The following is a 23,919-nucleotide window of genomic DNA, read 5'->3' on the forward strand; positions in this document are numbered from 1 at the left end:
ATAACACAAAACTACCAACTCAGTATCGCTCCCGAGCGAACATATCAAGCTTTAGTATCCGCTGTTTGCTATCGGGTGGTGTGAGTTCGGCCCTCCCCGTCCCACTGCCGGTCGCGTTCCTGAGCGAGTGCGGGACCGCCAGTGGTTCGCTGGCCCTGCTGGAACAGGCCGTCTGTACCGCCACCGGGCCGACGGGACTGGCCATCATCGCCGTCTACTCGTTTCTCATCGCCTTTATCCTGCCGCTGCCCAGCGAGGTCGTCCTCGTCCCGGCCGGGACGCTCCGACTGGGGCTGTCGACGAACGGCAACCTCGCCGCCATCATCTTCTGCAGCGCCTTCGGCAAGGCGCTTGGCAGCCTGTTCGCGTTCCACATCGGTCAGGAGGCAAAGGAGTACGGCCCGCTCGTCCGCCGCATCAAGGCCTCGCGGTTCGACATCATCGAGTGGTCCGAGCGAAAGACCGTCCAGATAGCGAAGAAGTACGGCTACGTCGGCCTCGCGATGGCGCTGTGTGTCCCCTTCTTCCCCGACACGCTCTCAATCTACGCCTTCACCGTCCTGGAGGAAGATTACCTGCGCTTTGGCGCGGCGACGTTCGTCGGCAGCGCCGGCCGCCTGCTCGTGACGCTCGGGCTCGCCGGCGGGACGCTGGCGCTGCTGTAGCGGCGCGCCCTATCAAGACTTAATACGCCGTCATTGCTGCGACCTGCTATGTACCGCTGTTTCGACGGTGTCGTCGGCGAGGTGTCGCCCTGAGATGCGGCGGCGGACAGTCGCCAGAGCGGTCCTCGCCGCGCTCGTCCTCGTCGCGTCGCTGACGCTGCTGGTCTCCTGGCAGGCGACGCCGCCCGACGCCGTCGCCGCGGCGGCGGGCCAGTCCGACACGCCGCCCGCCGAGCGCGCGGCGGTCGTGCCCGAGCGGCCAAACGCCACCGTGGTGACGACGGACCCGCCTGGCGGCAGCGGGGGAACCGCCGCTATCGTCGCGTTCACCGCCGACGGCCGGACGCTGTATCACGACGACACGTACGGGAACTACTTCGACGTGGACCCCGACCCGCCCGGGTCCCGTACCGTCCTCTACGTCGCGGGGAGCCGCTACGACGACTGTCCGGCGGCGCTGGCGGCCCGCGGGAACGGGAGCTTCGAGGACGGCTGTGCCGAGGTCGTCATCGAGCGCGTGAACCTCACGACCGGCCAGACGGAGCGGCTCCACACCGCGGTGACGGAGTGGGACATCTGGCACGACGTGGACCGCCTGGACGAGCATCGGCTGGTCGTCGCGGACATCGCCGAGGACCGCGTGTTCACGCTCAACACGACGACGGGCGCCGTCGAGTGGGAGTGGCGCGCCGAGACCGACTACGACCGCGAGGAAAGCGGCGGGCAGCCGGGCGACTGGACCCACGTCAACGACGTGGAACTGCTGGAGGACGGCCGCATCATGGCGAGCCTGCGCAACCACGACCGGGTCGTCTTCGTCGAGCCCGGGAGCGGCGTCCAGTCGCGTTGGACCCTCGGCGCGGAGGACGCCTACGACACCCTCTACGAGCAACACAACCCCGATTACGTCCCCGAGGCTCGGGGCGGCCCCGCCGTCCTCGTCGCCGACTCGGAGAACAACCGGGTCGTCGAGTACCAGCGCGCCGACGGCGGGTGGCACCAGACCTGGACGTGGCAGGACGGCCAGCTCCGGTGGCCCCGCGACGCGGACCGGCTGCCCAACGGCCACACGCTGGTGACCGACTCACAGGGCGACCGGGTGCTCGAAGTCGACGAGACCGGCGCGGTCGTCTGGTCTATCAGGGTGCCGACGCCCTACGAGGCCGAACGGCTCGGGACCGGCGACGAGAGCGCGAACGGCACGAGCAAGCGGGCGTCGACAGACGGGACGGCCGGCGAGTCCGCGGCGGGCGAACAGACGACGGGGCTCGCCTGGGCCGTCGCCTTCGTCACCGGCCCGCTGACCAACGGCCTGCTGTACGTCGCGCCCGGCTGGATGCGTTTCGGCGACCTCCTCGTCGCGCTGGGGCTGGCCGCGGCGGGACTCGTCTGGCTCGGCGCCGAACTGTACTGGCGGGCGGCTCACCGACGGCTGGTCGCGGCCGTCCATTGAGGGGGAGGGCGGTAATTTCCGTCCTCACCCGCTCCGCTGTCGGTCTCAGCCCCCCTCGTTGCCATCGTCGTCGCCCGGACGGAGCGTCCGCCCGACCGCCTGCAGCGCCGCCAGAACCGCCTCGGCGTCGTCCCCTCTCACCAGCGTCTCGCTGTGCGGGTCGAAGTCGACCACGTCACTGGCCCGGAGTTTCGGGATGTGGCTGTGGAGCAAGGAGAGCCTGACCCGGTCGTGGTGTGACTCGGGCACCGAGTCGCCGTCGCTCTCCCAGTCGGCGATAGCGGCCGCGGCTTCGTCTACCTGTATCTCCGCGCGGTCACACAGCAGGTAACAGAGGTACCTCCGGCGCACGTGTGCAAGCGAGTCGTAGATACGCTCGTGTTCCAGGGCCTCTCTGGAGAACTCGGGTATGTCATCGCGGACGGCGGACCGGCTGTCCGTGGCGCGGTCGTCATCATCCGGCTCCTCTTCCATGGATAAGAGGACAGTCAGATAACATTTCAACGGATGGGTTTACTTGTCAACTCCGTGCAGTTCGGTCTCGTTCCCGATGAGGGCCTCGAAGACGGTGGCGTGGGCCTTTCGGAGGTGGTCGTGGAACGCCTGCTTGGAGATGCCGAGCCGGTCAGCGAGTTCGGCGCCGCTGCGCCGCCGCGGGCGCTCGTAGTAGCCGCTGAAGTAGGCCACGTGCAGGACAGTCAGCTGGCGCTGTGTGAGCCGGTCCCGGACCAGGTGGCGGAAGGTGTCGAGGGTCTCGACGGTGTAGCTGTCGACGAGTTCAAGGTCCGGATACACCGCCTGTCCCGCCTCAACGACCGCGTCGGTGTCGACGTCCCCGGCGAACTCGCCGACGACGTCGACGCCGTCGGCGTCGTACGCGGCCGACAGTGTAACGCCGTCGAACGCCTCGAACGCCGTGAACAGCGACTCCCGTGCGCCGTGGACCTCGAACCGATGCGTGTCGTCGACGGTGCTGACGAGTTCCGCGTCGAGCGTCGTCGGGAACTGCTCGACCGTCTCGATGAGACGCTGGGGTTCCCGATGTCTGACGGTCCAGTACTGGAGGTGTGTCCCGTCGTCGAGTTGCACCACGGACTCGACAGCGATGGTCACGTTTTCGTCCCAGATATCGCGAAACGGCTCGGCGAGCGACTGCGAGCGAAACACCAGCTGTCGACGGGGCGTGGCAGCGCTCGGTCGTTTCCCTCCCTCCCCTTCCGGCGCCCCGTCTCCTCTCATCAGCATGTATAGTCATGCAATTGGCATAAAGATGGCTGTTAGTACAAACACTGCCGTGCTCCGGTCTCGGCCCGGCGCTACGGTGCCCCGCCTGTCCGTGTGCTCCCCGGCGGACGTCGGCAGAGACCGACGTTCGGAGCCAGCCACGGACCACGTGGTCACGCCGGGCGTTTGCCGCTCGCGCGCTCAGTAGACCCGCGTCCCGAGCGGGACGTCGCGCTCGGTCGTCAGGTGGACGACGCCGTCGCCGCCGTCGACCCCGGTGACCAGACACTCGCTCTCGAAGCCCGCGATGGTGACGGTCCCGAGGTTCACGACGGCGATTACCTGGCTCCCGTGGAGGTCCTCGGGCTCGTAGACGTCGGTGAGGCCGGCCGCGGACCGGAGCCGCCGGTCGCCGAAGTCGACGGTCAGTTTGTAGACGTCCTTCCGGGCCTCGGGGAACTCCTCGACGGCGACGATTTCGCCGACCCGCATCTCCACGTCTTCGAGGAACCGCGCCGGGTCGATCGTGGCTTCGTCGAATCCCATGCCGCAGCTCTCGCCTGCCGAGAAGTTAACTGGCGCCCTTCGACACGCCGGGAAACCGCCCTCCTTTTGACCCACCAGTGGCACAGAACGGGTATGAGCCACGACGAGTTCCCCACGGACCACCCCGCGGTGGTCACCTGTGGGCTTCCCTACGCCAACGGCGACCTCCACGTCGGGCACCTCCGGACGTACGTCGCCGGCGACGCCCTCTCGCGGGGGCTGCGACGCATCGGTCAGCAGACCGCCTTCGTCTGCGGCTCCGACATGCACGGGACCCCCGTCGCCGTCAACGCCGCTCAGGAGGGCGTCGAGCCACGGGAGTTCGCCATGCAGTACCACGAGACCTACGCCGAGACGTTCCCGCAGTTCAACGTCGAGTTCGACAACTACGGCCACACGGACGACGAGACCAACACCGAACTCACCCAGGAGTTCGTCCGGTCGTGGGTCGCAAACGACCACGTCCACGAGAAGGAGATAGAGGTGGCGTGGGACACCGAGGAGGACCAGCCCCTCCCTGACAGATTCGTCGAGGGCACCTGTCCGTACTGCGGCGAGCACGCCCGCGGCGACGAGTGCGACGAGGGGTGCCAGCGCCACCTCGAACCCGGCGACATCGAGGACCCCGTCAGCACGATTACGGGCAACCCCGCCGAGTACCGGACCCGCGAACACAAGTTCCTCCGGCTGGCGGACTTCCAGGAGTACCTGCAGGGCTTCCTCGACCGTATCGAGGGCACCGACAACGCGAAGAACCAGCCCCGCGAGTGGGTCGAGGGCGAACTGCAGGACCTCTGTATCACCCGGGACATGGACTGGGGCGTGGACTACCCCGGCGAGGACGGCGTTGCTCCGGAGGAGCAACGTGGCGAAGACGGTGAAACCGCCGGAGCGACGGACCTCGTCCTGTACGTCTGGGTCGACGCCCCCATCGAATACGTCGCTAGCACGAAACAGTACTCAGAGCGCGTCGGCAGCGACGCGTACGACTGGGAGCAGGTGTGGAAGATAGACGGCGAGACCGAAGACGGCACCGAGTGGGACGACGACTGGACCGACGACGGCGGCGACATCGTCCACGTCATCGGTCGGGACATCATCCAGCACCACGCCGTCTTCTGGCCAGCGATGTTGCGGGGCGCCGGCTACAACGAGCCCCGCTCGATTCTCGCGACCGGCTTCGTCGGCATCGACGGCAAGGCCCTCTCGACCTCGCGAAACCGTGCGGTGTGGGCCGACGAGTACTTAGACGCCGGCTTCCATCCGGACCTCTTTCGCTACTACATCGCGACGGGCGCCGGGCTGGAGACCGACGTGGACTTCTCCTGGGACCGCTTCGCCGAGCGGGTCAACGGCGAACTCGTCGGCAACGTCGGCAACTTCGTCAACCGGGCGTTGCTCTTTGCCCACCGCAACTACGACGGCACGCCCGACGCCGAGGTCAGCGACGACGTCCGCGAGCGCATCGAGACGGCGCTCGACGAGTTCGAGGCGGCGGTGCGGGACTACGACGTCCGCACGCTCGCGGAGCTCGCGACCGACCTCTCGGACTACGGTAACGAGTACATCCAGCGCACCGAGCCGTGGCACCTCGTGACCGACGAGCCCGAGGAAGCGAGGCAGGTCATCCGCGACTGCATCCAGCTCGCCAAGGCCGTCGCCGTCGTCGCCCAGCCCGTCCTGCCGGGCAAGGCCGAACGGCTGTGGGGTCAGCTCGGCGAGTCCGGGTCGGTCGCCGACGTGTCACTCGACACCGCGCTGGAAGCGCCGCCCGAGACCTTCGACGAGCCCGAGCAGTTGTTCGAGCAGGTCGAGGACGACCACATCGCCGAACTCAACGCGGAACTGCAGGACCGAGTCGAAGCAGCGAGCGAGGACGGTGACGGCACCGAGGACGAGACCGATGCCGACCTCGAACCGCTCGAAACCGACCGCATCGGCTTCGAGGACTTCGAGGGCGTCGACATGCGCGTCGGCGAAATCGTCAGCGCCGAGCCGGTCGAGGACGCCGACAAACTCCTCAAACTCGAAGTGGACATCGGCCACGAGGTCCGCCAGGTCGTCGCGGGGCTGGCCGAACTCCACGACGTCGACGACCTGCCCGGCACGCGGGTCATCCTGCTTGCCAACATGGAGCAGGCGACTATCTTCGGCGTCGAGTCCAACGGGATGGTGCTGGCCGCCGGCGACGAGGCCGACCTGCTGACCACCCACGAGGACGCCCCGCTCGGCACCCGCGTGCAGTAACGGCGCTACTGGTTCGCTCCGGGACCTTCTGGCTGTTGTCGGCATCCCTTGACAGCGGCTGCTACAGGTGCGTTCTGGCGGTTGGAAGCAGTTCCGTGCATGGAGAAGCGACTACGAGGTGTTGTCGAAACACTCCGCGGGTGACAAGAACGGCGTGCTGCATAGAGGGCGCGAGGCGGTCATTAATTCGGCACAGGAGTTCCTCGAACTGAATCGACCGATGGAGGACGCATATTGCTCTATCTACACATTTTAGCACGCAGTGACGGTAAATATATCATCATCTAGAGCGAGCGTATCGACGTGATAGTACCCCTCCTACAATCACTCAACATCGTCATAGCAGCGGCGTGTGGATTCGCTGTCTATCGCACGCACCGGACCAGACCTGTCCTTCGGGGACTGATGACATTTGGGTGCTTGCTTGTCGCACCGGCTCTCAGCTTCTGGCTTTTTGCGATGGCGTTGACCGGCCAGCTACCGGTTGTTGCTGTCGTACTACTGCTCTTGTTATTAGGTATCGGACTCTATATGATCGTAGAAGACGCTCCGCTACCACGTTTTCCTTGGACGGACACTGACTAGTCCGTAGGAATCAACGTACCGTACAGTAGCGACATGATGACTTCGCACACAGAGTGAAGATGTGACACATCGGAAAAGCAGCTGCAAGAAACGGAGCTGCCGTGCTGGATAGAATCTCTGTATTCAGCACGGTCGGTGAAACCTGTCAGCAACTGAGCGTTTCGATACGGTCGACCCGATTGGTCGCCGTCCCTTTTAGTAGCTCGCCGTCCTAGCGACGGCCATGTCAGCCGACGGGAGCGACGAGGGTGACGAGTTCGTCGCCGAGTACGAGAACGCGACGACGGCCGATATCATCGAGGAGGCCGAGCCGTCGGCAGCGACCGACGAGACGGACGACGAGGGGGCCGTCGCGGGGTCGTTCGCCCCGGACGTGGCCGTCACGCCGCAGGCGCCCACCCCGGAGAACACGCTGTTCGTGGCGCTGGGTATCTGTCTGACGATACTCGCGCTCGCGGACACGGTCGTCGGCCTGAGCCTCGTGCTGGTCGCCGCCGTCCTCGTCGCCGTCGCGCTCACGACGGCCGTCTGCTACGGCGTCCTCGTCCGGACCACCCCAGAGACTTAATCCGTCAGCGGGCCTAACAGAGGATATGAACGTTCCCGTTGGGTCGCTCGCGCTCGTGCCCGCCCAGCTCGAACCGCTGTTCGGGACGACGATATCGGCCATCCTCTTCCTGGCCGGTGCGGCGCTCATCGTCGCCGAGGCGTTCGCGCCGGGGGCCCACTTCTTCGTCCTCGGGGCCGCCCTGCTGGTCGCCGGGCTGGTCGGCTTCTTCATCCCGCCCGGCCTCGGGCTGCTCGCGCCGCTCGTCCTCGCCGGCGCCGTCCTGCTGACGACGGCCGTCACGCTGTGGGGCTACCGGAAGATAGACTTCTCGGCGCCGGGTCGGGGGCAATCCCTCTCGTCGAGTTCGCTCCAGGGACAGTTCGGGACGGTCACGGAGCGAGTCACCACGAGCGGCGGGCAGGTCAAACTCGAAGACGGCGGCTTCAACCCCTACTACGAGGCCCGGAGCGTCGGCGGCGCCATCGAGGAAGGGACCGAGGTGCTGGTCGTCGACCCCGGCGGCGGCAACGTCCTCAAAGTCGAGGCGACGGCGGCGGGCGACGACGACATCGACCGGGCGCTGGAACGGGACCGCGAGGAGAACCCGGCGCCGGAGACCGACGGCCGAGACCCGTCGGCGGAGGCCGACGCGGAGTCCGAACACGCCTGAGCGCCCGCGACGGGAGTTTGCGTATCGGTAGTTTGTGACACAGCCACCGAAGGCTTTTATTTCGTCCGTCCGGAGTTCTACGTGCCATGACAGCCCCGCTAATACCGCTACAGGGTTTCCTCGCCGGCGGCATCTTCGTGTTCGTCACGATGGTGCTGCTGGTGCTGGCCATCGCTGTAGCGTACTCCAGTGTCGTCATTATCCGACCGTACCAGAAGGGTGCGTACACGGTGCTTGGCACCTACCGTGGCATCCTCGACCAGGGGATACACTTCATCTACCCCTTCGTGTCGGACGTCACCCGCTTCGACATGCGGACCCAGACGCTCGACGTGCCACGGCAGGAAGCTATCACCCGCGACAACTCGCCGGTGACCGCCGACGCCGTCGTCTACATCAAGGTGATGGACCCGAAGAAGGCCTTCCTCGAGGTCGACAACTACGAGCGTGCCGTCTCCAACCTCGCCCAGACCACCCTCCGCGCCGTCCTGGGTGACATGGAACTGGACGACACGCTGAACAAGCGCCAAGAGATAAACTCCCGCATCCGTCGCGAACTGGACGAACCCACCGACGAGTGGGGCGTCCGCGTCGAGAGCGTGGAGGTCCGTGAGGTCAACCCCTCGAAGGACGTCCAGCAGGCCATGGAGCAACAGACCTCCGCCGAGCGGAAACGCCGCGCCATGATTCTGGAGGCACAGGGTGAACGCCGCTCCGCCATCGAGACGGCGGAGGGTGACAAGCAGTCCAACATCATCCGCGCCCAGGGTGAGAAGCAGAGCCAGATTCTGGAAGCCCAGGGTGACGCCATCTCGACCGTCCTGCGAGCGAAATCCGCCGAGTCGATGGGCGAACGCGCCGTCATCGACAAGGGGATGGAGACGCTCGGCGAGATGGGCAAGTCCGAGTCGACCACGTTCGTGCTGCCCCAGGAGCTCACCTCGCTGGTGGGCCGCTACGGCAAGCACCTCCAGGGCTCGGACGTGAAACAGAACGGCCACGTCCTCGACGCGCTGGAGTTCGACCAGGAGACCCGCGAGATGCTCGGCCTCGACGACATCGAGGAGATTCTCGGCCAGATAGACGAGGAGGCCGAGGTCGACGTCGAGGCCATGGAACAGGAAGCACAGAAGATAAAACACGGCGAAGACGCCGGCGTCGACAACGCCGACGACGTCATCGAGCAGATGGACGCCGAGATAGACGACGGTGCCGACATCGCCGGCGGCCCGGACGACACCGGGAGCGACGGTACGTAACTGGCACCGAACCTTTTTTATACTGGAACTACTTCCGGCAACATATATGACTGGTGACGAGGGGGTCGACGAGGAGAAGCGAGCGACGTTGCGTCGCTTCGCCGCCCTCGGCGCCGCCAGCCCCTTCGTCGGCATCGCCAGTGGCGACAGCGACAGCGACACCCCAGACGCCATCGCGGGCTACGTCTCGTCCCGCCCGGGGACCCACTTCTCGAAGCTCCGGGACGACCTCAAACTGGGTACCGGCGAGGCCCAGCACCACCTCCACCGACTGGAGACGGAAGGCGCCGTCACCTCCCGGAAGGACGGCGACTATCGCCGGTACTTCCCCGCCGACCAGTTCAGCGAGTTCGAGCAGGTGACGCTTGGCTACCTGCGGCGGTCGACCCCCCGCGGGATGCTCGTGGCCCTGCTCCGGGACCCCTCGGTGACGGCCTCGGAGCTGGCGACGACGCTGTCGGTGTCACGGCCCACGATAAGCAAACACGCCAGCGACCTGGAGGCGGCCGGCCTCCTCTCGCGGTCGGACGGCTACGCCGTCGCCGAGCCCGAGACCGTCCTGACGCTGCTGATTCGGTACGCCGACTCCTTTGGCGACGGCGCCGCACAGTTGGCCGCCGACGCCGATTCTCTCCTGCGGTACGACCCCTGACCCCCGATTCCGCTCGGACCGCCGTCGTCCGTCTCAGGCGTCGACCATCCACGTCGTCGAGGAGGAGTAGCCCCACTTCTCCACGTCGACGCTGAAATCGCCATCCGCGATGGTCGTCATGTTCGTCCCGACTTCCTTGGCCGAGAGCCCCAGTTCCTCGCCGATGAGCCGGGACTTGAAGTACGTCTGCTCGTCGGCGTTGGCCTGCAGGTACTCGAGGATTCGCCGCTGTTTCTCCGAGAGCGGGCTGTCGGTCGCCTGTGCGGTTGCGCTCATGTACTCGGTAGTAGGTCAGAAACTCCCTTAGGGCGTTTGGTACGGTGGGTTAACCGGCCGCTGTCGTGCGGTTCTCTCGCCTTACCGGCCGCCTCCGTGCGCGCTACCCGTGCCGTCGCCGCTTCGTTGGTACAGCGGGGAAACGCGGACGGGCCCCTCCGGCAGTTCTTTAATCATGGCCGGATAGTGTGGCAACTAGAGGCCTATCACTATGGAAATCTCGGACGAACTGCTCTGTCTGTTCAGTGCTGACGTGACTGTCGAGGACGACCGGTATCTCGTCGAAGTGCCGCGACGCGAGGTCGAGACGGGCGCCGTCGAGTCCGGTGGGACGTACCGTGTCGCCCTCATCTCCGCGGATATCGATGCCGGGGCCGACGAGAGCGCCGAGTCGGAGACGCCGCCCGACCAGCCACAGCCGCCGGTCGAACCGGGCGAGACCCGCTACGTCGAAATCGAGGACATCGGCAAGCAGGGCGACGGCATCGCCCGCGTCGAGCGGGGCTACGTCATCATCGTCCCCGGCGCCGACATCGGCGAGCGCGTCAAAATCGAGGTCACCGAGGTCAAGTCCAACTTCGCCGTCGGCGAGATTATCGACGAGGACCTGTAGCAGCACTGTCTCTTCTCTCGGCACGCCGCTCACTACCGGTGGGCACCCCAACTAGTACAGACGGCTAACTGCTTCTCAGAGTTCGCTTCCGTCGGGGCGTTTCTGCCCCTCGGAGTCGTGGACGACGACGCCGTCGACGGCCGTCGGCTCGTAGTTCTCCCTGACGCCGATGGCCTCCCGTAGCTCCCTGACCGCCCGCTCTTTCAGCGCCGCGGCCAGTTCCTCGGCCTCGGCTCGGGCGATATCCCGGCCCAGTCCCTCGCACTCGTGGGCGCGGACCATCCCCTCGGTGTCTACCGCCTCGCCCATCGGCTGGCTGGTCCCGCCCAGTGCGACCGAGAAGGGGTAGGTCCGACAGATGAGCGGGCGGTCCTCGTGGACCGTACACGCGCCGACACCGTCGGTCTCGTCGTAGAACGTACAGTCGCCACAGTCGTCGGTCTGGAGCGCCCACTCGAAGGTCTCGCCCTGTGGGCCCTCGGGCGTCTCCTCTAGCCCGTAGGGCATCGGCCGGGCCACGTCGCGAAAGTCGTAGTCGCCGGCCGCCTGGAGTCGCCGGATTTCGTCCGGGAAGACCGTCGCCGTGTGAGGCTCGGGGCCGTCGTCGCTCCCGGCGGCTCCGTCTCCGCCGCCGCTTGCGCCGTCTCCACACCCCCCGTCGCCGGCCTTGCAGCAGGCCCCACAGCGCGTACACTCGAAGCCGATGGTCTCGATGGCGTCCGCGAGGGCGCCGACGTCTAGCTCGCGGGCGCGGTCGAGTTCGGTTTCGAGCGAGTCCATGTCCGTCCCTGGGTACGGGCACGCAAAAAGTGTGTCATGAGCGGGCGCCTGCTGTGTTCGCCCGCCGGCCGTCCCACCGGAGCGCGCCCTCGACGGCGAGTTTCTCCAGGTGGGCGAGGACCGTCGCCCGCGCGAGGTCCCGCACGCCGGTCAGGTCCTTCTCGTAGGCCCGGTCGAGGATGTCGTCGGGCGTCTCGGCGCCCGATTCGACGGCCGCACGGACGCGCTGCTCGCGGTCGAGCCGATGGCGGAGGAGCCGCCGGCAGGCGCTCCGTGGCTCCGTAATCGTCGGGCCGTGGCCCGGGTAGAGTCGGGGCGGATTCCGGGCGTGGAGGCGGCGCAGCGAGGCGAGATACGCCCGCATGTCCCCCTCGGGGGCGCCGACGACGACGCTCCCCTCGGCGACCGCCACGTCACCGCTGACGACGCCGGCCGCAGTCTCGAAGCCGACGTGTTCGGGTGCGTGGCCCGGGAGGCCCAGTACCTCGATACCGTCGCCGGCCGGGATAGTCGTCCCCTCGGCGAACGTCCGGTCGGGCGCGATTCCGGTGACCGCTTCGAAGGCGTCGACGCGACCACGGCGCGCCCACACCGTCGCGCCGGTCTCGCGGGCGTAGTGGGCGACGGCGCCGACGTGGTCCGGGTGGTGGTGGGTGACCGCGACGTGGTCGACGTCGGCGGCCGCGACGGCGTCGTCGAGGTCGGCTGTCCGGCGCGCCGGGTCGACGAGCAACGCCCCGGGGCCGTCGCTCAGATACACGGCGGTCTCGCCCGTCGGGGCGCGCGATTCCACGGCGACGGTCACTCGGCGCCAGTCCATCGGCTGTCCGGTCGCGGGCGGCGCTGAAAACTCCGGCGACAGCGGACGCTGGCGAACGGCGCTCGCTCAGGCCGTGAGGAAGTAGACCTGCTTTCGCGCGTCGGTGAAGCTGTACCGGGAGTCGACGAGGTCGGACTCCTCGAGTCGGTTCAGCGCGTAGCGGACGGTGCGGTCGGGCAGCAGCGACGTCTCGGCGAGCTGGCCCTGCGAGAGAGGCGCGTCGTCTTCCAGCACTTTCGCGACGAGTTTCGCGCTCGGTGGCAGTTCGCGGAGCCGCTCCCGGAAGTCCTCTTGGGTGAACGGTGACGCCGACATGTCCTCGGTGGTCGTACTCATACTGACCGATAATCCACTACTACTGGTAAAACTTGGCTATATTCATGACCAAACAATGCATGGTACTATGATGTGTATAATGTATCCTTATACAACCGTGGGTTTGGGAAATTCGAAACGCTCCAGCGCCGCGACCGAACCCGGTGCGGAACGGCGATTCCAGTATCGTTTTATCCCCCCGGTGGGGACAATCGTGCGTGAAAGGGCAGGAGTGGTACCAGACCGACACCGTGGCCGAAGAGTACGAGGCCAAGCGGTTCTCCCGCGGCGGCCGGCTCATCGACCGTCGCGAGAAGGAAGCGGTGCTCGACGCCATCGGCCCGGTCGAGGACAAGAAGGTGCTGGAGGTCGCCTGTGGCACCGGCCGGTTCACGGTCATGCTCGCCGAGCGCGACGCCGACATCGTCGGGCTCGACATCTCGGGGCCGATGCTCCAGCAGGGCCGCGAGAAGGCCAAGGCCGCCGGCGTCTCCGACCACGTCGAGTTCATGCGCGGCGACGCCGCCCGCCTCCCCTTCCCCGACAACCACTTCGACACCGTGCTGGCGATGCGATTCTTCCACCTGGCGGACACGCCCGCGGCCTTCCTCGCGGAGATGCGCCGGGTCGCCAAGGAGCAGGTCTTTTTCGACACGTTCAACCGCTTCTCGACTCGGTCGCTGTACAACTGGGCGCTCCCGATGGGGTCGCGGCTGTACTCGCGCTGGGAGATAGACCGCCTGCTCGACGGCGCGGACCTCGAACTCGCCGCCGAATCCCACGACTGGGTGCTCCCCTACGGCTTCTACCGGAAGATTCCGAACGAACTGGCCTCCTCGTTTCGCTCTATCGACACCGCCATCGGCGGGACGCCGCTGGGCGACAAACTCGCCTCGGTCTCCTACTGGAACACCCACGTCGCGCCGAGCTAGACACGCCGGATTGGGGCGTGTGGCTTGCGTTCGTCGAGCGCCCCGACAGTTGTCGGGTCGCCCGATAGGTCCCACGGTCAGAACGCTCCCCTCCGGCGATATCCGAACTCTTGGCGCACCATTCACAACGTGGGATATAAATACTCCTCCGTGCCCGCGAGTTTTATGCGGTTCCGGCGTCGAATCCGTGAGTATGGAGCTATCGGTAGTGGTCCCGACGCTGAACGGCCGGGAGGAGCTGGCCGGCTGTCTGGACGCACTCGCCGAGCAGGTCCCCGACGCCGAGACCATCGTCGTCAACGGGCCCTCTGCCGATGGCACGACAGGGATGGTGCGGGACCGGTCGGACGTGGACGTGTTAGTGGAAATCGCCGACCGGTCGGTCACCGTCGCCCGCAACGCCGGGCTGGACCGGGCGACCGGCGACGTGGTGGCGCTGGTGAGTCACACCCTCTCCGTCGAGGACGGCTGGGGCGAGGCCGTCCGGGCGGGCGTCGAGGAGCACGCTGCCGTGACGGGGCCGACCCACGAGCAACTCGCCGCGGGGATGACGACCGAGTCGAAGGAGTCCCGGACCATCGCCGGGCAGGCGGTGACGTACTTCAACGCCGGCAACGTCGCCTTCCGGCGCGAAACGCTGGACGAACTGGACGGGTTCGACGAGTACCTCCGGATAGGTAGTTCCCGCGACGTGGCCCATCGGCTGGCCGAGAAGGAGTACACGGTCGGGTGGGACAGTGGGATGTGCGTGCGCCGGGAGTTCGAGGCCGACGGCGGCATCCGCGAACGGGACTGGCACTGGAAGTACCGGTCGCTGGCCTACCGCATGGTGAAGAACTTCGGGGTCCGCCCGACGGTGGTCCGGCGGCTGGTGAGCCACGCCGCGAGCGACGCCGTCGAGGCGCTGAAAGGCGTCGCTCGCGGGAACACCGCCCCGTCACAGTGGTTCTCGACCGGACAGGACGTGGTACGGGGCGCCGGGACGGGCTGCAAGGACGGCCTGCTCGCCCGGTATCGGGGCGGCGAGAACCCCAACGGGCGGTCGGTCCGGGCCGACCGCGCCGTCACGGTGTACGACTGGCGCTAGTCAGAACTGCCGCGGGGCGAGCGGCTCGACGACCCGGCCCGCGTTGTTCGAGAACACCTTCTTCATCGCGTCCTCGGGCACGTCGAGCGTGAGAATCTCCATGACGGCCACGTTCGGGTGGGTGTGTGGGGCGCCGCTGCCGAAGAGGACCCGGTCGGGGTGTTCGCGAATCGCCCGCTCCAAGGGGTCCCGGTAGCGGACCACGCTCGTGTCCAGATAGAGCTGGTCGTGGTCGTCGAGCAGGGAGATGGCCGCGTCCATCAGGTCCGCGCGGAGCGGGTGGGCGCCGAAGTGAGAGAGGATGACGGGGATGTCGTACCCCAGCAACGCGTCGGCGATGGCCGACGGGGGGATGTCCTCGCCGCCGTGGACGAGCAGCGGCTGGGCGACGTCGGCGAGCTGTTCGAGCACGGCCGCTGTCGGCAGGCCGTCCTTCCCCGGGTGGAGCTTGAAGCCGTAGAAGCGGTCGTCGTAGGCGTACTGCTCGACGTCCTCGGGGGTGGTGTGGTCCCCGCCGTTGCGACCGGTCAGGTTCCGGAGCCGCGAGCCGGCCCCACCGCCCGGGTCCCGGGCGCCGTCGATACGGGCGAACGCCACCAGCGGCCGCCCGACCGACATCCGTGCGACGGCGTTGTTGGCCTTCAGATACCCCTCCTCGCGGGCGCTGGGGTAGACGACGGCACGGACCACCCCGGCCTGGTGCATCTCCCGTTCGAGCTGTTCGGGGTCGCCCAGACCGGGACGGGGCCGACGCTCCTCGTCGGGCTCCACCCGCGCGTGCACGTCCACCACCCGAAAGCCGTGCTCCAGCTCCAGCATTGTCGGACATGGGGGAAAGCCGATAATAAATCATCTGGCTCGCCGGGAGACACCCACTCGACGCCGTCCGTCGCGCTCCCGTCGGTCGGTCCGCCGACATCGCGTTCAAAAGCTTTATATAGAACCGCTTGCGATGAATAAGGTGAGGTTACACAGATATGTCATCTGGCCAGCGACGCATGGGCGGCCAGCCCCTCTTCATTCTCGACGAGGACGCCCAGCGCACACACGGGAAGGACGCACAGTCGTCGAACATCTCCGCCGGCAAGGCCGTCAGTGAGGCCGTACGCACGACGCTCGGGCCGCGGGGCATGGACAAGATGCTCGTCTCCGACAGCGGCGACGTCGTCATCACGAACGACGGCGCGACCATCCTGGGCGAGATGGACATCGAGCACCCCGCCGCACAGATGATCGTCGAGGTCGCCGAGACCCAGGAGGACGAGGTCGGCGACGGGACCACGACCGCATCCGTCCTGGCCGGCGAACTGCTCGCGAAGGCCGAGGACCTGCTCGACGACGACGTCCACCCGACCACCATCGTCGAGGGGTACCACGAGGCCGCGGGCCTCGCGCAGGAAGCCATCGAGGCCGAAGTGCTGGAGGCCGAACTCGACGACGACACACTCGTCGAGGTCGCCGAATCCTCGATGACGGGCAAGGGCACCGGTGACGTCGACGCCGGGCGCCTCGCCGAGGTCATCGTCGAGGCGGTACGACACGCCAAGACCGACGACGGGGTCCTGCGGGACAACATCGAGGTCCACACCCAGACCGGCGCGGCCACCTCCGCGACGGAGCTCGTCGAGGGCGTCATCATCGACGACACGCCCGTCCACGACAACATGCCCCGCTCGGTCGCGGACGCCGACATCGCCGTCCTCGACGCCGAACTCGACGTCAAGGAGAGCAACGTCGACGCCCAGTACAACGTCACCAACGTCGACCAGCTCAACGCCGCGCTGGACGCCGAGGAGCAGGAGCTGTCGGGCTACGCCGAAGCGGTCGTCGAGAGCGGCGCCGACGTGGTCTTCGTCACCGAAGATATCGCGGACCGCGTCGCCTCCCAGCTGGCGAAAGCCGGCGTCCTCGCCGTCGAGAGCGTCAGCTCCTCGACTGCGAAGGACGTCGTCGAGACCACCGGCGCCAAGCGCGTCGGCTCCGTCGAGGACCTCGAGTCCGACGCACTGGGCTTTGCCGAGTCCGTCGGCGTCGAGAAACACGGCGACGAGGAAGTCACCTTCATCCAGGGCGGCGCGGCAGCCCAGAAGGTCACCGTCTTCGCTCGCGGCTCGACCGAGCACGTCGTCGACGAGATAGAGCGCGCGCTCAACGACGCGCTCGACGTGACCATCGCCGCGCTCGACGCCGGCGGCGTCGTCCCCGGCGCCGGCGCCACCGAAATCGCCGCCGCCGACCACATCCGCTCGAAGGCCGCCTCCATCGAGGGCCGCAAACAGCTCGCCGTCGAGGCGTTCGCCGACGCCCTCGACGTGCTGCCCCGCACCCTCGCGGAGAACACCGGTCTGGACGCCATCGACGCCCTGGTCGACCTGCGCTCGCGCCACGAGAGCGAGGGCATCGCCGGCGTCATCAGCGAGGGTCAGACGGGCGTCGTCGCCGACCCCGTCGAGTACGGCATCCTCGACCCCGCCGCGGTCAAGCGCGAAGCGGTCGACTCCGCGACGGAAGCGGCGACGATGATCGTCCGCATCGACGACGTCATCTCGTCGTCGTAAGGTATCCCACGCCGTCTCCGGTCGCCCCCAGCGAGGGACCAGTTCGAACCCTAATTCTTTAGAGACGCCGCATAACCGTCCGGATACCTAATCGCGACGTGACATGTCTGAGGGACAACTCGGGTTAGCGGGAGCGGCAGCTATCGGTCTGGGCGGCATGATCGGTGGCGGCGTCTTCTCCGTGCTCGGCGTCGTCGTCGGTATCGCCGGCCCGGCCGCGTGGCTGGCCTTCACCGCTGCCAGTCTGGTGTCGATGTGTGCGGCGTACTCCTACATCGCCCTGAACCGCGTGAGCGACACCAACGGCGGGTCGGTCACACAGCTAGAACAGTTCGTCGGCAACAGCACCCTCGCGGGGATGGTCGGCTGGACGCTGCTGTTTGGCTACGTCGGCGCCATCGCCATGTACGGCTTCGCCTTCGGCGAGTTCGCCGTGCGACTGTTGCCGTCACTCGGGCTCGGACTGCCGATGCGGCCGGTCGCGTCCGTGGTCGCTATCGGGCTGTTCGTCGGGCTGAACGTCGTCGGTGCGCGGGCGACGGGCACCTCCGAGGAGGTGCTGGTCGGACTGAAGATAGCCATCCTGCTGGCCATCAGCCTCTGGGGACTCTACTTCGGCTGGCAGTCGGGTAACTACACCCTCACGGCGGGGCTCTCGGAGGCGATGAGCGTCGGGCTGGTGACGGCGACGGCCGTCTCGTTCGTCTCCTTCCAGGGGTGGCAGTTGCTGGTGTACGACTACGGGAGCGTGAAAAACGCCAGCGAGACCATCCCGAAGGCCATCTACATCTCCATCGTCGGCGCGATAGTCATCGACAGCCTGGTCGCACTGCTCGTGGTGAACCTCGCCAGCCGACAGACGATTATGAACCACCCCGAGATAGCGGTCGCACAGGCCGTCGAACCGTTCCTGGGCCAGGTCGGCTTCCTCTTCGTGGCCGTCGCGGCGCTGTTCTCGACGGGCAGCGCCATCAACGGCACGCTGTTCTCGGCGGCGAACTTCACGAAGAACCTCCTGTCTGACGGACTGGTCCCGGACCAGCTCGGGAGCGCCGACGCCGACGGCGCGCCGGCCCGGACGGTCCTGGCGCTGGGCGTGGCCTCGGCTGCCTTCTCGGCCTTTGGCAGCCTCGAAGGTATCACCTCCTTTGGCTCGCTCGCCTTTATCGTCGTCTTCGGGACGATGAGCTGGCTCGCCTTCAGCCAGCGGGACCACGACGAGGTCTCCGCCGTCTGGCCGGCGCTCGGGGTCGTCGGCACCGCCGCCTTCGGCCCGATTCTCCTGTGGCACCTCGCGACGGCCCAGCCGAACGTCTTCACGACCGTCGTCATCATCGCCGCCGCCGTGGTCGGCGTCGAACTCCTGTACTTCGAACGGGAGAGCATCGAGGAGGGCGTCCAGTCCGTGGCGAAGTCGCTCTGACCGGCTGCGAGGCGACCCGGCGCCGCCGCTTTCGGCGTTCGTCGTAGCGGGAAAAGGGACAGACACGAGCTGTAACTCGTGGTGCGGCGACAGCGTCGGTGTGACCGACGACCATGCCCACGGTACGTCGCCGCGGTAACAGATGGCACCGATTGGTGTAGGGTCAGTCTCTCGACGCATCACCTCCGGTGATTCGCGATGTGACCGCGACCCGGCGAGCAGGCTGGCTCCGGCCCGTCTCACGCCCGCGACGCGTCAGCCGCGACACCTGTTCGTCCGGCATCCATCTGTTTAGGCTCGCCTAAAATACAAAAGAGTGCCGATTTTCGGCTGGCCTAAAAGATTCCTACCAGCGGAGTTCGACCGCGTCGCCGGGCGAGACGTCGAACGCGTCGTCGCCGCGGCCCCGGTTGACGGCGAGTTCGACGTTGCCGTGGCTCCCGACCGTGACGACGGGTTCGCCGGCCTCGACGCCGGCGTAGGCCCGCCGCACCGGCGCTCGCCGGCCGTTCACCGTGACCGTCTCGTCGGTGTGGGCCGCCAGTTCCTCGCCGGAGACGTTGGTGATGGCGTTGCCGAAGTCGTCGACGACGAGCACTTCGCCGCGAGCGCCATCGCGGTTGACCGTCGGGTCCGGGAACCACAGGTCGACGAAGCTGTCGGTCCGGGCGGTGCGTGGCAGTTCGTCCAGGCCGGCGACGCCGTGGTTGTGGACGGTGGCCGCGGCGGGCGCGAAGACGTCCCGGCCGTGGAACGTCGAACTCTCGGGGTCCTCGTAGGCCCAGCGGAACACCTCGACCTCGTCTGCCAGTTCCCGCGCGGCCGGCAACAGGACGCCGTTGTCGGGGCCGACGAGCGCGTGGTCGCCGGCGCGGACGACCAGCGCCGACCGGTCGGTACCGACGCCCGGGTCGACGACGGCGCAGTGGACCGCCGGCGGGAAATAGGGGAGCGTCTGTGTCAGCCAGAACGCCGCCGCCCGGACGTCCTGTCTGGGGAGGTCGTGGGCGACGTCCTCGATGCGGGCGTCGCTCCGCCGGCAGACGACGCCTTTCATCGCCGCCGGATAGGGCGAGCCGAAGTCGGAGGCGAGCGTTATCATCAGTCCTCTCCCAGGTCCGCGTCTTCGAGCGACTCGTCCTCGGCGACGTAGCGCGACAGCGAGTCCGTATCGGAGACGTGCTGGAGCCGCTGGATGCCGTTTATCTCCTCGATGGTCTCGACGACGGGGTCGGGGACGCGGTCGCGCCACGCGCGGTCCTCTATCATCCGCTCGCGAATCTCGCTGCCCTCTAGGCGGTCGCGGTCGAACATCGGCGACTGGCGCACCTCGATGCCGCTCTCCTCGAACAGCCGCACCACGAGGGGGTTGTTCGAGTACGCCACGTCGAAGTCCGGACACATGCTCTCGACGTGGCTCACCCAGACGGCGTTGCGGTTGATGTCCTCCAGGGGGACGACGTAGGTCCGCAGGTCGAACTCGGCGACGGCCTTCGTTATCATCATGATGCGCTCGCCCGCGGTGAAGGGGTCGTGTGTGGTGTGTGAGTCGTCGGCGCTCCCGATACCCAGCACCAGTTCGTCGACCTCGTCGGCGATGCGCTCGACCATCGCCTGGTGGCCGTCGTGGTAGGGCTGGAACCGACCGATGTAGAAACCGCGCATACGGAGACGTGCGCCCGGTGGTCTGATAAACCCGCCGACGGCTCGCCGGCCGGTCGGCTCGCACCACCAATACGGCCGCTGTACGGTGGTTTACGTGCTATCAAAACCGTGATTGGGGGGAGAAAGTATATCAGTGGACAGGCCTTCCGAACTGATGGTAACAACGTTTGTATGAGCGACAACACCGACACTGACGTGGCTCCCGACACCGACCGGGAGGCGACCAACCCCGAGGAGGAGACGCCGGCCGACGGTCAGGAGGGGACCGACGACCGGCACGCTGACTCCGACGGTGAGGTGCCCGACGCCGGCGACGGGGCGACGTCGGATACGACGCTCGGCAGCGACGTCGAGATAGAGGGGGACTCGGAGTTCCAGGACGCCGAAGAGCAGCTGCTGGGCGGGCTGGAAATCGACTCGACCGAGGAAATCGAGGTCCCCGACCGGCTCGTGGACCAGGTCATCGGCCAGGACCACGCGAGAGACGTGATCAAGAAGGCGGCCAAGCAGCGCCGCCACGTGATGATGATCGGCTCGCCCGGGACGGGCAAGTCGATGCTCGCGAAGGCGATGAGCCAGTTGCTCCCCCGGGAGGAACTCCAGGACGTCCTGGTCTATCACAACCCCGACGACGGGAACGAGCCGAAGGTTCGCACCGTCCCCGGCGGGAAGGGCGAACAGATAGTCGAGGCCCACAAGGAGGAGGCCCGCAAGCGCAACCAGATGCGGACCTTCCTGATGTGGATCATCATCGCCATCGTCATCGGCTACTCGCTGATAATCGCCCAGCAGATTCTGCTGGGGATTCTCGCCGCCGGTGTCATCTATCTCGCCTTCCGCTACAGTTCGCGCGGTAGCGACTCGATGATTCCGAACCTGCTGGTCAACAACGCCAGCCAGAAGACCGCTCCCTTCGAGGACGCCACCGGCGCCCACGCCGGCGCGCTGCTGGGCGACGTCCGCCACGACCCCTTCCAGTCCGGCGGGATGGAGACGCCCTCTCACGACCGCGTCGAGCCCGGCGCCATCCACAAGGCCAACAAGGGCGTGCTGTTCGTCGACGAGATAAACACGCTCGACATCCGCTCCCAGCAGAAGCTGATGACCGCCATCCAGGAGGGCGAGTTCGGTATCACGGGTCAGTCCGAACGCTCCTCCGGGGCGATGGTCCAGACGGAGCCGGTCCCGACGGACTTCATCATGATTGCCGCCGGGAACCTCGACGCGATGGAGAACATGCACCCGGCGCTGCGCTCCCGTATCAAGGGCTACGGCTACGAGGTGTACATGGACGACACCATCGAGGACGACGCCGAGATGCGCCGGAAGTACGCCCGGTTCGTCGCCCAGGAGGTCGAGAACGACGGTCGGCTCCCCCACTTCACCGAGGAGGCCGTTGAGGAGCTCATCCTCGAAGCCCGACGCCGCGCGGGTCGGAAGGGCCACCTCACGCTGAAGTTCCGCGACCTCGGCGGGCTGGTCCGCGTCGCTGGCGACATCGCCCGCGCCGAGGACAAGGACCGTACCACCCGCGCCGACGTGCTACAGGCCAAACGGCGCTCTCGGTCCATCGAGCAACAGCTCGCGGACAACTACATCGAACGGCGCAAGGACTACGAGCTCACGGTCAACGACGGCGACGTGGTCGGCCGCGTCAACGGGCTCGCCGTCATGGGCGAGGACAGCGGTATCGTCCTCCCGGTGATGGCCGAGGTCACGCCCTCGCAGGGCCCGGGCCAGGTCATCGCCACCGGTCAGCTCCAGGAGATGGCCGAGGAGGCCGTCCAGAACGTCTCGGCCATCATCAAGAAGTTCAGCGACGAGGACATCTCCGAGAAGGACGTCCACATCCAGTTCGTCCAGGCCGGTGAAGGCGGCGTCGACGGCGACTCCGCCTCCATCACTGTGGCGACCGCCGTCATCAGCGCGCTGGAGAACGTCCCCGTCGAGCAGAACATCGCCATGACCGGCTCCCTGTCGGTGCGCGGTGACGTGCTCCCGGTCGGCGGCGTCACCCACAAGATAGAGGCCGCCGCGAAAGCGGGGCTGGATACGGTCATCATCCCCGAGGCCAACACGCAGGACGTGATGATAGAGGAGGAGTACGAGGACATGATAGAGATAATCCCGGTCTCGCACATCTCCGAAGTCCTCGAAGTCGCACTCGCCGGCGAGCCCGAGAAAGACTCGCTGGTCGACCGGCTCAAATCCATCACGGGCAAAGCGCTCGAACACGAGGTCGGGCGACAGGGCAGCGGCAGTCCCAGCCCGCAATAGATGCCCCAGTGGGCCGCCTTCGTCGGCCTCACGGGATTTCTGCTGACCGTTCTGCTCGGGCTTTCGAAGCTCTCCCAGCGCTCGCTCTCCGGTGACGGCGGCGTCACCGCCCGGACCGGCGGACTGGACCTCCAGCGTGCCGGTCCCGACGACGACACCTACCCCCGGTTCGAGACGACCGACGTCGCCAGACGGCGCCGCCACATCGAGGGGCAACTCTCCCACGACGGGCTCTCGACGGGCGCCCTGCTCGCCAACGTCGCGCTCACGCAGGGGCTCTTTGGCGTCCTCCTGCTGGGCGGCGCGTTCTTCTTCGAAATCCCCGCCGTCGCGTTCGGCGTCGCGGCCGACGCGCTCTCGACGGGGCTGCCCGCCGTCGGTGTCGGGGTGGCGGCCGGCGTCGGCTTCTGGGTCGGCAACGAGTTCGCCGCAGCGGTCGCCGACGGCTTCGGTATCGGGGTCGACGACTCGCTCAGGGAACTGCTCGCGCCCGACTCAACGGCGGGCTGGGTCGTCCTGCTGGGGGTCGTCCTGCCGATAATCGCCGTCGTCGAGGAACTGCTCTTTCGGGCCGCCGCCATCGGCGTCCCCGTCGCCGGCCTGGGCGCCCCCGCGTGGGCGATGGTCGTCGTCTCCTCGATAGCGTTCGCGCTGGGCCACGGCGCCCAGGGGCGGGTCGGCATCGTCGTCACAGGCGCCCTCGGCGGGGCGCTCGGTGCCCTGTTCGTCCTCACGAACAGCCTGCTCGCCGTGGTCGTCGCCCACTACCTCGTCAACGCCCTGGAGCTCTGTCTCCACGAGGGTCTCGGGGTCGCCCGTCCGGGCTCGTAGCTACAGCCCCTCGACCGAGCGGAGCTTCTGTTCGACGGGCGGCGGCGCGCCGCTCGGGCCGTCCCGCACGCGGTGGTCGGGGACGAGCAGCGCCACGGGGTTCGCGGCCAGGGCCTCTCTGACCGCCGTGAGGTCCCCCTCGTCGTCCGGGTCCAGGTCGGGCGTCAGCGCGGCGAGCTGTGCGACGCTGGTCTCCTCGCCGTAGGGTATCTCGCGGACTCGCTCAAGCACCCTGCGCTGGGCGGTGGGGACGGTCAGTCCGACGGCCACGTCGTCGAAGTCGTCCTCGGCCCCGCCCAGATACGCCTCGATACGGTCCAGCAGCGGGTGGGCGGCCGAACTGTCGGGTTCTGCCTGCGTCGGAAACGACACGGCGATGATTCGGTCGCCCGCTTCACCCAACTGGACGAAGCGGTCGAGATACGTCGACTCGCGGGCGTAGATGCCGGCGTCTCCCGTTGGCGTTGCCATGGCTGGCAATCGGCCCGTCG

Annotated in this window: 25 protein-coding genes; 14 read left to right on the forward strand and 11 right to left on the reverse strand. The window is 67.3% G+C overall.

Annotated elements, in window-relative coordinates:
- The first annotated feature begins 80 nt into the window (after positions 1–80).
- Both NDI86_RS03060 and NDI86_RS03065 read left to right on the forward strand, forming a co-directional pair.
- Positions 81–665: a YqaA family protein gene (locus tag NDI86_RS03060; RefSeq protein WP_310898922.1), complete on the forward strand. Its 585-nt coding sequence runs from the start codon at positions 81–83 to the stop codon at positions 663–665.
- 94 nt (positions 666–759) lie between these two features.
- Positions 760–2,118: an aryl-sulfate sulfotransferase gene (locus NDI86_RS03065; RefSeq protein ID WP_310898923.1), complete on the forward strand. Its 1,359-nt coding sequence runs from the start codon at positions 760–762 to the stop codon at positions 2,116–2,118.
- Positions 2,119–2,163: 45 nt separating this feature from the next.
- On the opposite strand, the gene NDI86_RS03070 is transcribed toward NDI86_RS03065, so the two are convergent.
- The 3 genes from NDI86_RS03070 to NDI86_RS03080 all read right to left on the reverse strand — a co-directional run bounded on the left by NDI86_RS03070 (position 2,164) and on the right by NDI86_RS03080 (position 3,888).
- A complete protein-coding gene (locus NDI86_RS03070; protein WP_310898924.1) occupies positions 2,164–2,592 on the reverse strand; it encodes a DUF7344 domain-containing protein in 429 nt (142 codons plus the stop codon).
- Positions 2,593–2,631: 39 nt separating this feature from the next.
- Entirely contained in the window at positions 2,632–3,357 is a 726-nt protein-coding gene (locus NDI86_RS03075; protein WP_310898925.1) for a helix-turn-helix domain-containing protein, read from the reverse strand.
- Positions 3,358–3,543: 186 nt separating this feature from the next.
- Positions 3,544–3,888: a tRNA-binding protein gene (locus NDI86_RS03080; RefSeq protein WP_310898926.1), complete on the reverse strand. Its 345-nt coding sequence runs from the start codon at positions 3,886–3,888 to the stop codon at positions 3,544–3,546.
- Between the two features lie 93 nt (positions 3,889–3,981).
- Here NDI86_RS03080 and metG point away from each other — a divergent pair, with 93 nt between their 5' ends.
- The 5 genes from metG to NDI86_RS03105 all read left to right on the forward strand — a co-directional run bounded on the left by metG (position 3,982) and on the right by NDI86_RS03105 (position 9,851).
- Positions 3,982–6,135 (forward strand): methionine--tRNA ligase, encoded by a 2,154-nt coding sequence (gene metG / locus NDI86_RS03085; protein ID WP_310898927.1) that lies wholly within the window; start codon positions 3,982–3,984, stop codon positions 6,133–6,135.
- 808 nt (positions 6,136–6,943) lie between these two features.
- Complete coding sequence (locus NDI86_RS03090; protein WP_310898928.1) at positions 6,944–7,288, forward strand: DUF7312 domain-containing protein; 345 nt, start codon at positions 6,944–6,946, stop codon at positions 7,286–7,288.
- Between the two features lie 25 nt (positions 7,289–7,313).
- Positions 7,314–7,940, forward strand: coding sequence for an NfeD family protein (locus NDI86_RS03095; protein ID WP_310898929.1), 627 nt, complete (start codon positions 7,314–7,316; stop codon positions 7,938–7,940).
- Between the two features lie 86 nt (positions 7,941–8,026).
- The gene (locus tag NDI86_RS03100) at positions 8,027–9,199 is read left to right on the forward strand and encodes an SPFH domain-containing protein (RefSeq protein WP_310898930.1); all 1,173 of its coding nucleotides are present in this window, start codon (positions 8,027–8,029) and stop codon (positions 9,197–9,199) included.
- A gap of 46 nt (positions 9,200–9,245) precedes the next feature.
- The gene (locus tag NDI86_RS03105; RefSeq protein ID WP_310898931.1) at positions 9,246–9,851 is read left to right on the forward strand and encodes a winged helix-turn-helix transcriptional regulator; all 606 of its coding nucleotides are present in this window, start codon (positions 9,246–9,248) and stop codon (positions 9,849–9,851) included.
- 33 nt (positions 9,852–9,884) lie between these two features.
- Here the strand turns inward: NDI86_RS03105 and NDI86_RS03110 are convergent, their stop codons facing one another.
- Positions 9,885–10,127, reverse strand: coding sequence for a DUF7123 family protein (locus tag NDI86_RS03110; RefSeq protein WP_310898932.1), 243 nt, complete (start codon positions 10,125–10,127; stop codon positions 9,885–9,887).
- Between the two features lie 211 nt (positions 10,128–10,338).
- On the opposite strand from NDI86_RS03110, the gene NDI86_RS03115 reads away from it, so the two are divergent.
- The gene (locus NDI86_RS03115; protein ID WP_310898933.1) at positions 10,339–10,740 is read left to right on the forward strand and encodes a TRAM domain-containing protein; all 402 of its coding nucleotides are present in this window, start codon (positions 10,339–10,341) and stop codon (positions 10,738–10,740) included.
- A 75-nt stretch (positions 10,741–10,815) separates the two neighbouring features.
- On the opposite strand, the gene NDI86_RS03120 is transcribed toward NDI86_RS03115, so the two are convergent.
- From NDI86_RS03120 to NDI86_RS03130, 3 genes are all read right to left on the reverse strand, one after another.
- The gene (locus NDI86_RS03120) at positions 10,816–11,520 is read right to left on the reverse strand and encodes a YkgJ family cysteine cluster protein (RefSeq protein WP_310898934.1); all 705 of its coding nucleotides are present in this window, start codon (positions 11,518–11,520) and stop codon (positions 10,816–10,818) included.
- Between the two features lie 34 nt (positions 11,521–11,554).
- A complete protein-coding gene (locus tag NDI86_RS03125; protein ID WP_310898935.1) occupies positions 11,555–12,340 on the reverse strand; it encodes an MBL fold metallo-hydrolase in 786 nt (261 codons plus the stop codon).
- A 66-nt stretch (positions 12,341–12,406) separates the two neighbouring features.
- Positions 12,407–12,676: a MarR family transcriptional regulator gene (locus NDI86_RS03130; RefSeq protein WP_310898936.1), complete on the reverse strand. Its 270-nt coding sequence runs from the start codon at positions 12,674–12,676 to the stop codon at positions 12,407–12,409.
- A gap of 197 nt (positions 12,677–12,873) precedes the next feature.
- Between NDI86_RS03130 and NDI86_RS03135 the strand changes: the two genes are divergently transcribed.
- On the forward strand, positions 12,874–13,587 hold the full coding sequence (locus NDI86_RS03135) for a class I SAM-dependent methyltransferase (protein WP_310898937.1): 714 nt from the start codon (positions 12,874–12,876) through the stop codon (positions 13,585–13,587).
- Positions 13,588–13,780: 193 nt separating this feature from the next.
- Positions 13,781–14,674 (forward strand): glycosyltransferase family 2 protein, encoded by an 894-nt coding sequence (locus NDI86_RS03140; protein ID WP_310898938.1) that lies wholly within the window; start codon positions 13,781–13,783, stop codon positions 14,672–14,674.
- Here NDI86_RS03140 and NDI86_RS03145 read toward each other — a convergent pair whose 3' ends face one another.
- On the reverse strand, positions 14,675–15,493 hold the full coding sequence (locus NDI86_RS03145) for an amidohydrolase family protein (protein WP_310898939.1): 819 nt from the start codon (positions 15,491–15,493) through the stop codon (positions 14,675–14,677).
- A gap of 179 nt (positions 15,494–15,672) precedes the next feature.
- Here NDI86_RS03145 and thsA point away from each other — a divergent pair, with 179 nt between their 5' ends.
- Complete coding sequence (gene thsA, locus NDI86_RS03150; RefSeq protein WP_310899642.1) at positions 15,673–17,232, forward strand: thermosome subunit alpha; 1,560 nt, start codon at positions 15,673–15,675, stop codon at positions 17,230–17,232.
- 103 nt (positions 17,233–17,335) lie between these two features.
- Positions 17,336–18,655 (forward strand): APC family permease, encoded by a 1,320-nt coding sequence (locus NDI86_RS03155; RefSeq protein WP_310898940.1) that lies wholly within the window; start codon positions 17,336–17,338, stop codon positions 18,653–18,655.
- 346 nt (positions 18,656–19,001) lie between these two features.
- Here the strand turns inward: NDI86_RS03155 and NDI86_RS03160 are convergent, their stop codons facing one another.
- Positions 19,002–19,757, reverse strand: coding sequence for an SAM hydrolase/SAM-dependent halogenase family protein (locus NDI86_RS03160; protein ID WP_310898941.1), 756 nt, complete (start codon positions 19,755–19,757; stop codon positions 19,002–19,004).
- Positions 19,757–20,320, reverse strand: a complete 564-nt coding sequence (locus NDI86_RS03165) for a nicotinamide-nucleotide adenylyltransferase (RefSeq protein WP_310898942.1) — start codon at positions 20,318–20,320, stop codon at positions 19,757–19,759. Before NDI86_RS03165 ends, NDI86_RS03160 begins: the two co-directional genes overlap by 1 nt.
- A 171-nt stretch (positions 20,321–20,491) precedes the next feature.
- Between NDI86_RS03165 and lonB the strand changes: the two genes are divergently transcribed.
- A complete protein-coding gene (gene lonB, locus NDI86_RS03170; protein ID WP_310898943.1) occupies positions 20,492–22,597 on the forward strand; it encodes an ATP-dependent protease LonB in 2,106 nt (701 codons plus the stop codon).
- Positions 22,598–23,428 (forward strand): CPBP family intramembrane glutamic endopeptidase, encoded by an 831-nt coding sequence (locus NDI86_RS03175; protein WP_310898944.1) that lies wholly within the window; start codon positions 22,598–22,600, stop codon positions 23,426–23,428.
- On the opposite strand, the gene NDI86_RS03180 is transcribed toward NDI86_RS03175, so the two are convergent.
- Positions 23,429–23,899, reverse strand: a complete 471-nt coding sequence (locus NDI86_RS03180) for a methylated-DNA--[protein]-cysteine S-methyltransferase (RefSeq protein WP_310898945.1) — start codon at positions 23,897–23,899, stop codon at positions 23,429–23,431.
- Between the last annotated feature and the right edge of the window lie 20 nt (positions 23,900–23,919).

The sequence above is a fragment of the Haloarcula onubensis genome, from assembly GCF_031624605.1.
In the GTDB taxonomy this organism is placed as follows: Archaea; Halobacteriota; Halobacteria; order Halobacteriales; family Haloarculaceae; genus Haloarcula; species Haloarcula onubensis.

Bases quoted from the DNA above. Each gene is read 5' to 3' on its own strand.
- lonB (WP_310898943.1), top strand. From the start codon at position 20,492: ATGAGCGACAACACCGACACTGACGTGGCTCCCGACACCGACCGGGAG.
- NDI86_RS03155 (WP_310898940.1), top strand. From the start codon at position 17,336: ATGTCTGAGGGACAACTCGGGTTAGCGGGAGCGGCAGCTATCGGTCTG.
- NDI86_RS03165 (WP_310898942.1), bottom strand. From the start codon at position 20,320: ATGCGCGGTTTCTACATCGGTCGGTTCCAGCCCTACCACGACGGCCAC.
- NDI86_RS03120 (WP_310898934.1), bottom strand. From the start codon at position 11,520: ATGGACTCGCTCGAAACCGAACTCGACCGCGCCCGCGAGCTAGACGTC.
- thsA (WP_310899642.1), top strand. From the start codon at position 15,673: ATGGGCGGCCAGCCCCTCTTCATTCTCGACGAGGACGCCCAGCGCACA.
- NDI86_RS03090 (WP_310898928.1), top strand. From the start codon at position 6,944: ATGTCAGCCGACGGGAGCGACGAGGGTGACGAGTTCGTCGCCGAGTAC.
- metG (WP_310898927.1), top strand. From the start codon at position 3,982: ATGAGCCACGACGAGTTCCCCACGGACCACCCCGCGGTGGTCACCTGT.
- NDI86_RS03180 (WP_310898945.1), bottom strand. From the start codon at position 23,899: ATGGCAACGCCAACGGGAGACGCCGGCATCTACGCCCGCGAGTCGACG.
- NDI86_RS03110 (WP_310898932.1), bottom strand. From the start codon at position 10,127: ATGAGCGCAACCGCACAGGCGACCGACAGCCCGCTCTCGGAGAAACAG.
- NDI86_RS03125 (WP_310898935.1), bottom strand. From the start codon at position 12,340: ATGGACTGGCGCCGAGTGACCGTCGCCGTGGAATCGCGCGCCCCGACG.
- NDI86_RS03095 (WP_310898929.1), top strand. From the start codon at position 7,314: ATGAACGTTCCCGTTGGGTCGCTCGCGCTCGTGCCCGCCCAGCTCGAA.
- NDI86_RS03145 (WP_310898939.1), bottom strand. From the start codon at position 15,493: ATGCTGGAGCTGGAGCACGGCTTTCGGGTGGTGGACGTGCACGCGCGG.
- NDI86_RS03080 (WP_310898926.1), bottom strand. From the start codon at position 3,888: ATGGGATTCGACGAAGCCACGATCGACCCGGCGCGGTTCCTCGAAGAC.
- NDI86_RS03065 (WP_310898923.1), top strand. From the start codon at position 760: ATGCGGCGGCGGACAGTCGCCAGAGCGGTCCTCGCCGCGCTCGTCCTC.
- NDI86_RS03175 (WP_310898944.1), top strand. From the start codon at position 22,598: ATGCCCCAGTGGGCCGCCTTCGTCGGCCTCACGGGATTTCTGCTGACC.
- NDI86_RS03070 (WP_310898924.1), bottom strand. From the start codon at position 2,592: ATGGAAGAGGAGCCGGATGATGACGACCGCGCCACGGACAGCCGGTCC.
- NDI86_RS03140 (WP_310898938.1), top strand. From the start codon at position 13,781: ATGGAGCTATCGGTAGTGGTCCCGACGCTGAACGGCCGGGAGGAGCTG.
- NDI86_RS03105 (WP_310898931.1), top strand. From the start codon at position 9,246: ATGACTGGTGACGAGGGGGTCGACGAGGAGAAGCGAGCGACGTTGCGT.
- NDI86_RS03130 (WP_310898936.1), bottom strand. From the start codon at position 12,676: ATGAGTACGACCACCGAGGACATGTCGGCGTCACCGTTCACCCAAGAG.
- NDI86_RS03075 (WP_310898925.1), bottom strand. From the start codon at position 3,357: ATGAGAGGAGACGGGGCGCCGGAAGGGGAGGGAGGGAAACGACCGAGC.
- NDI86_RS03100 (WP_310898930.1), top strand. From the start codon at position 8,027: ATGACAGCCCCGCTAATACCGCTACAGGGTTTCCTCGCCGGCGGCATC.
- NDI86_RS03115 (WP_310898933.1), top strand. From the start codon at position 10,339: ATGGAAATCTCGGACGAACTGCTCTGTCTGTTCAGTGCTGACGTGACT.
- NDI86_RS03160 (WP_310898941.1), bottom strand. From the start codon at position 19,757: ATGATAACGCTCGCCTCCGACTTCGGCTCGCCCTATCCGGCGGCGATG.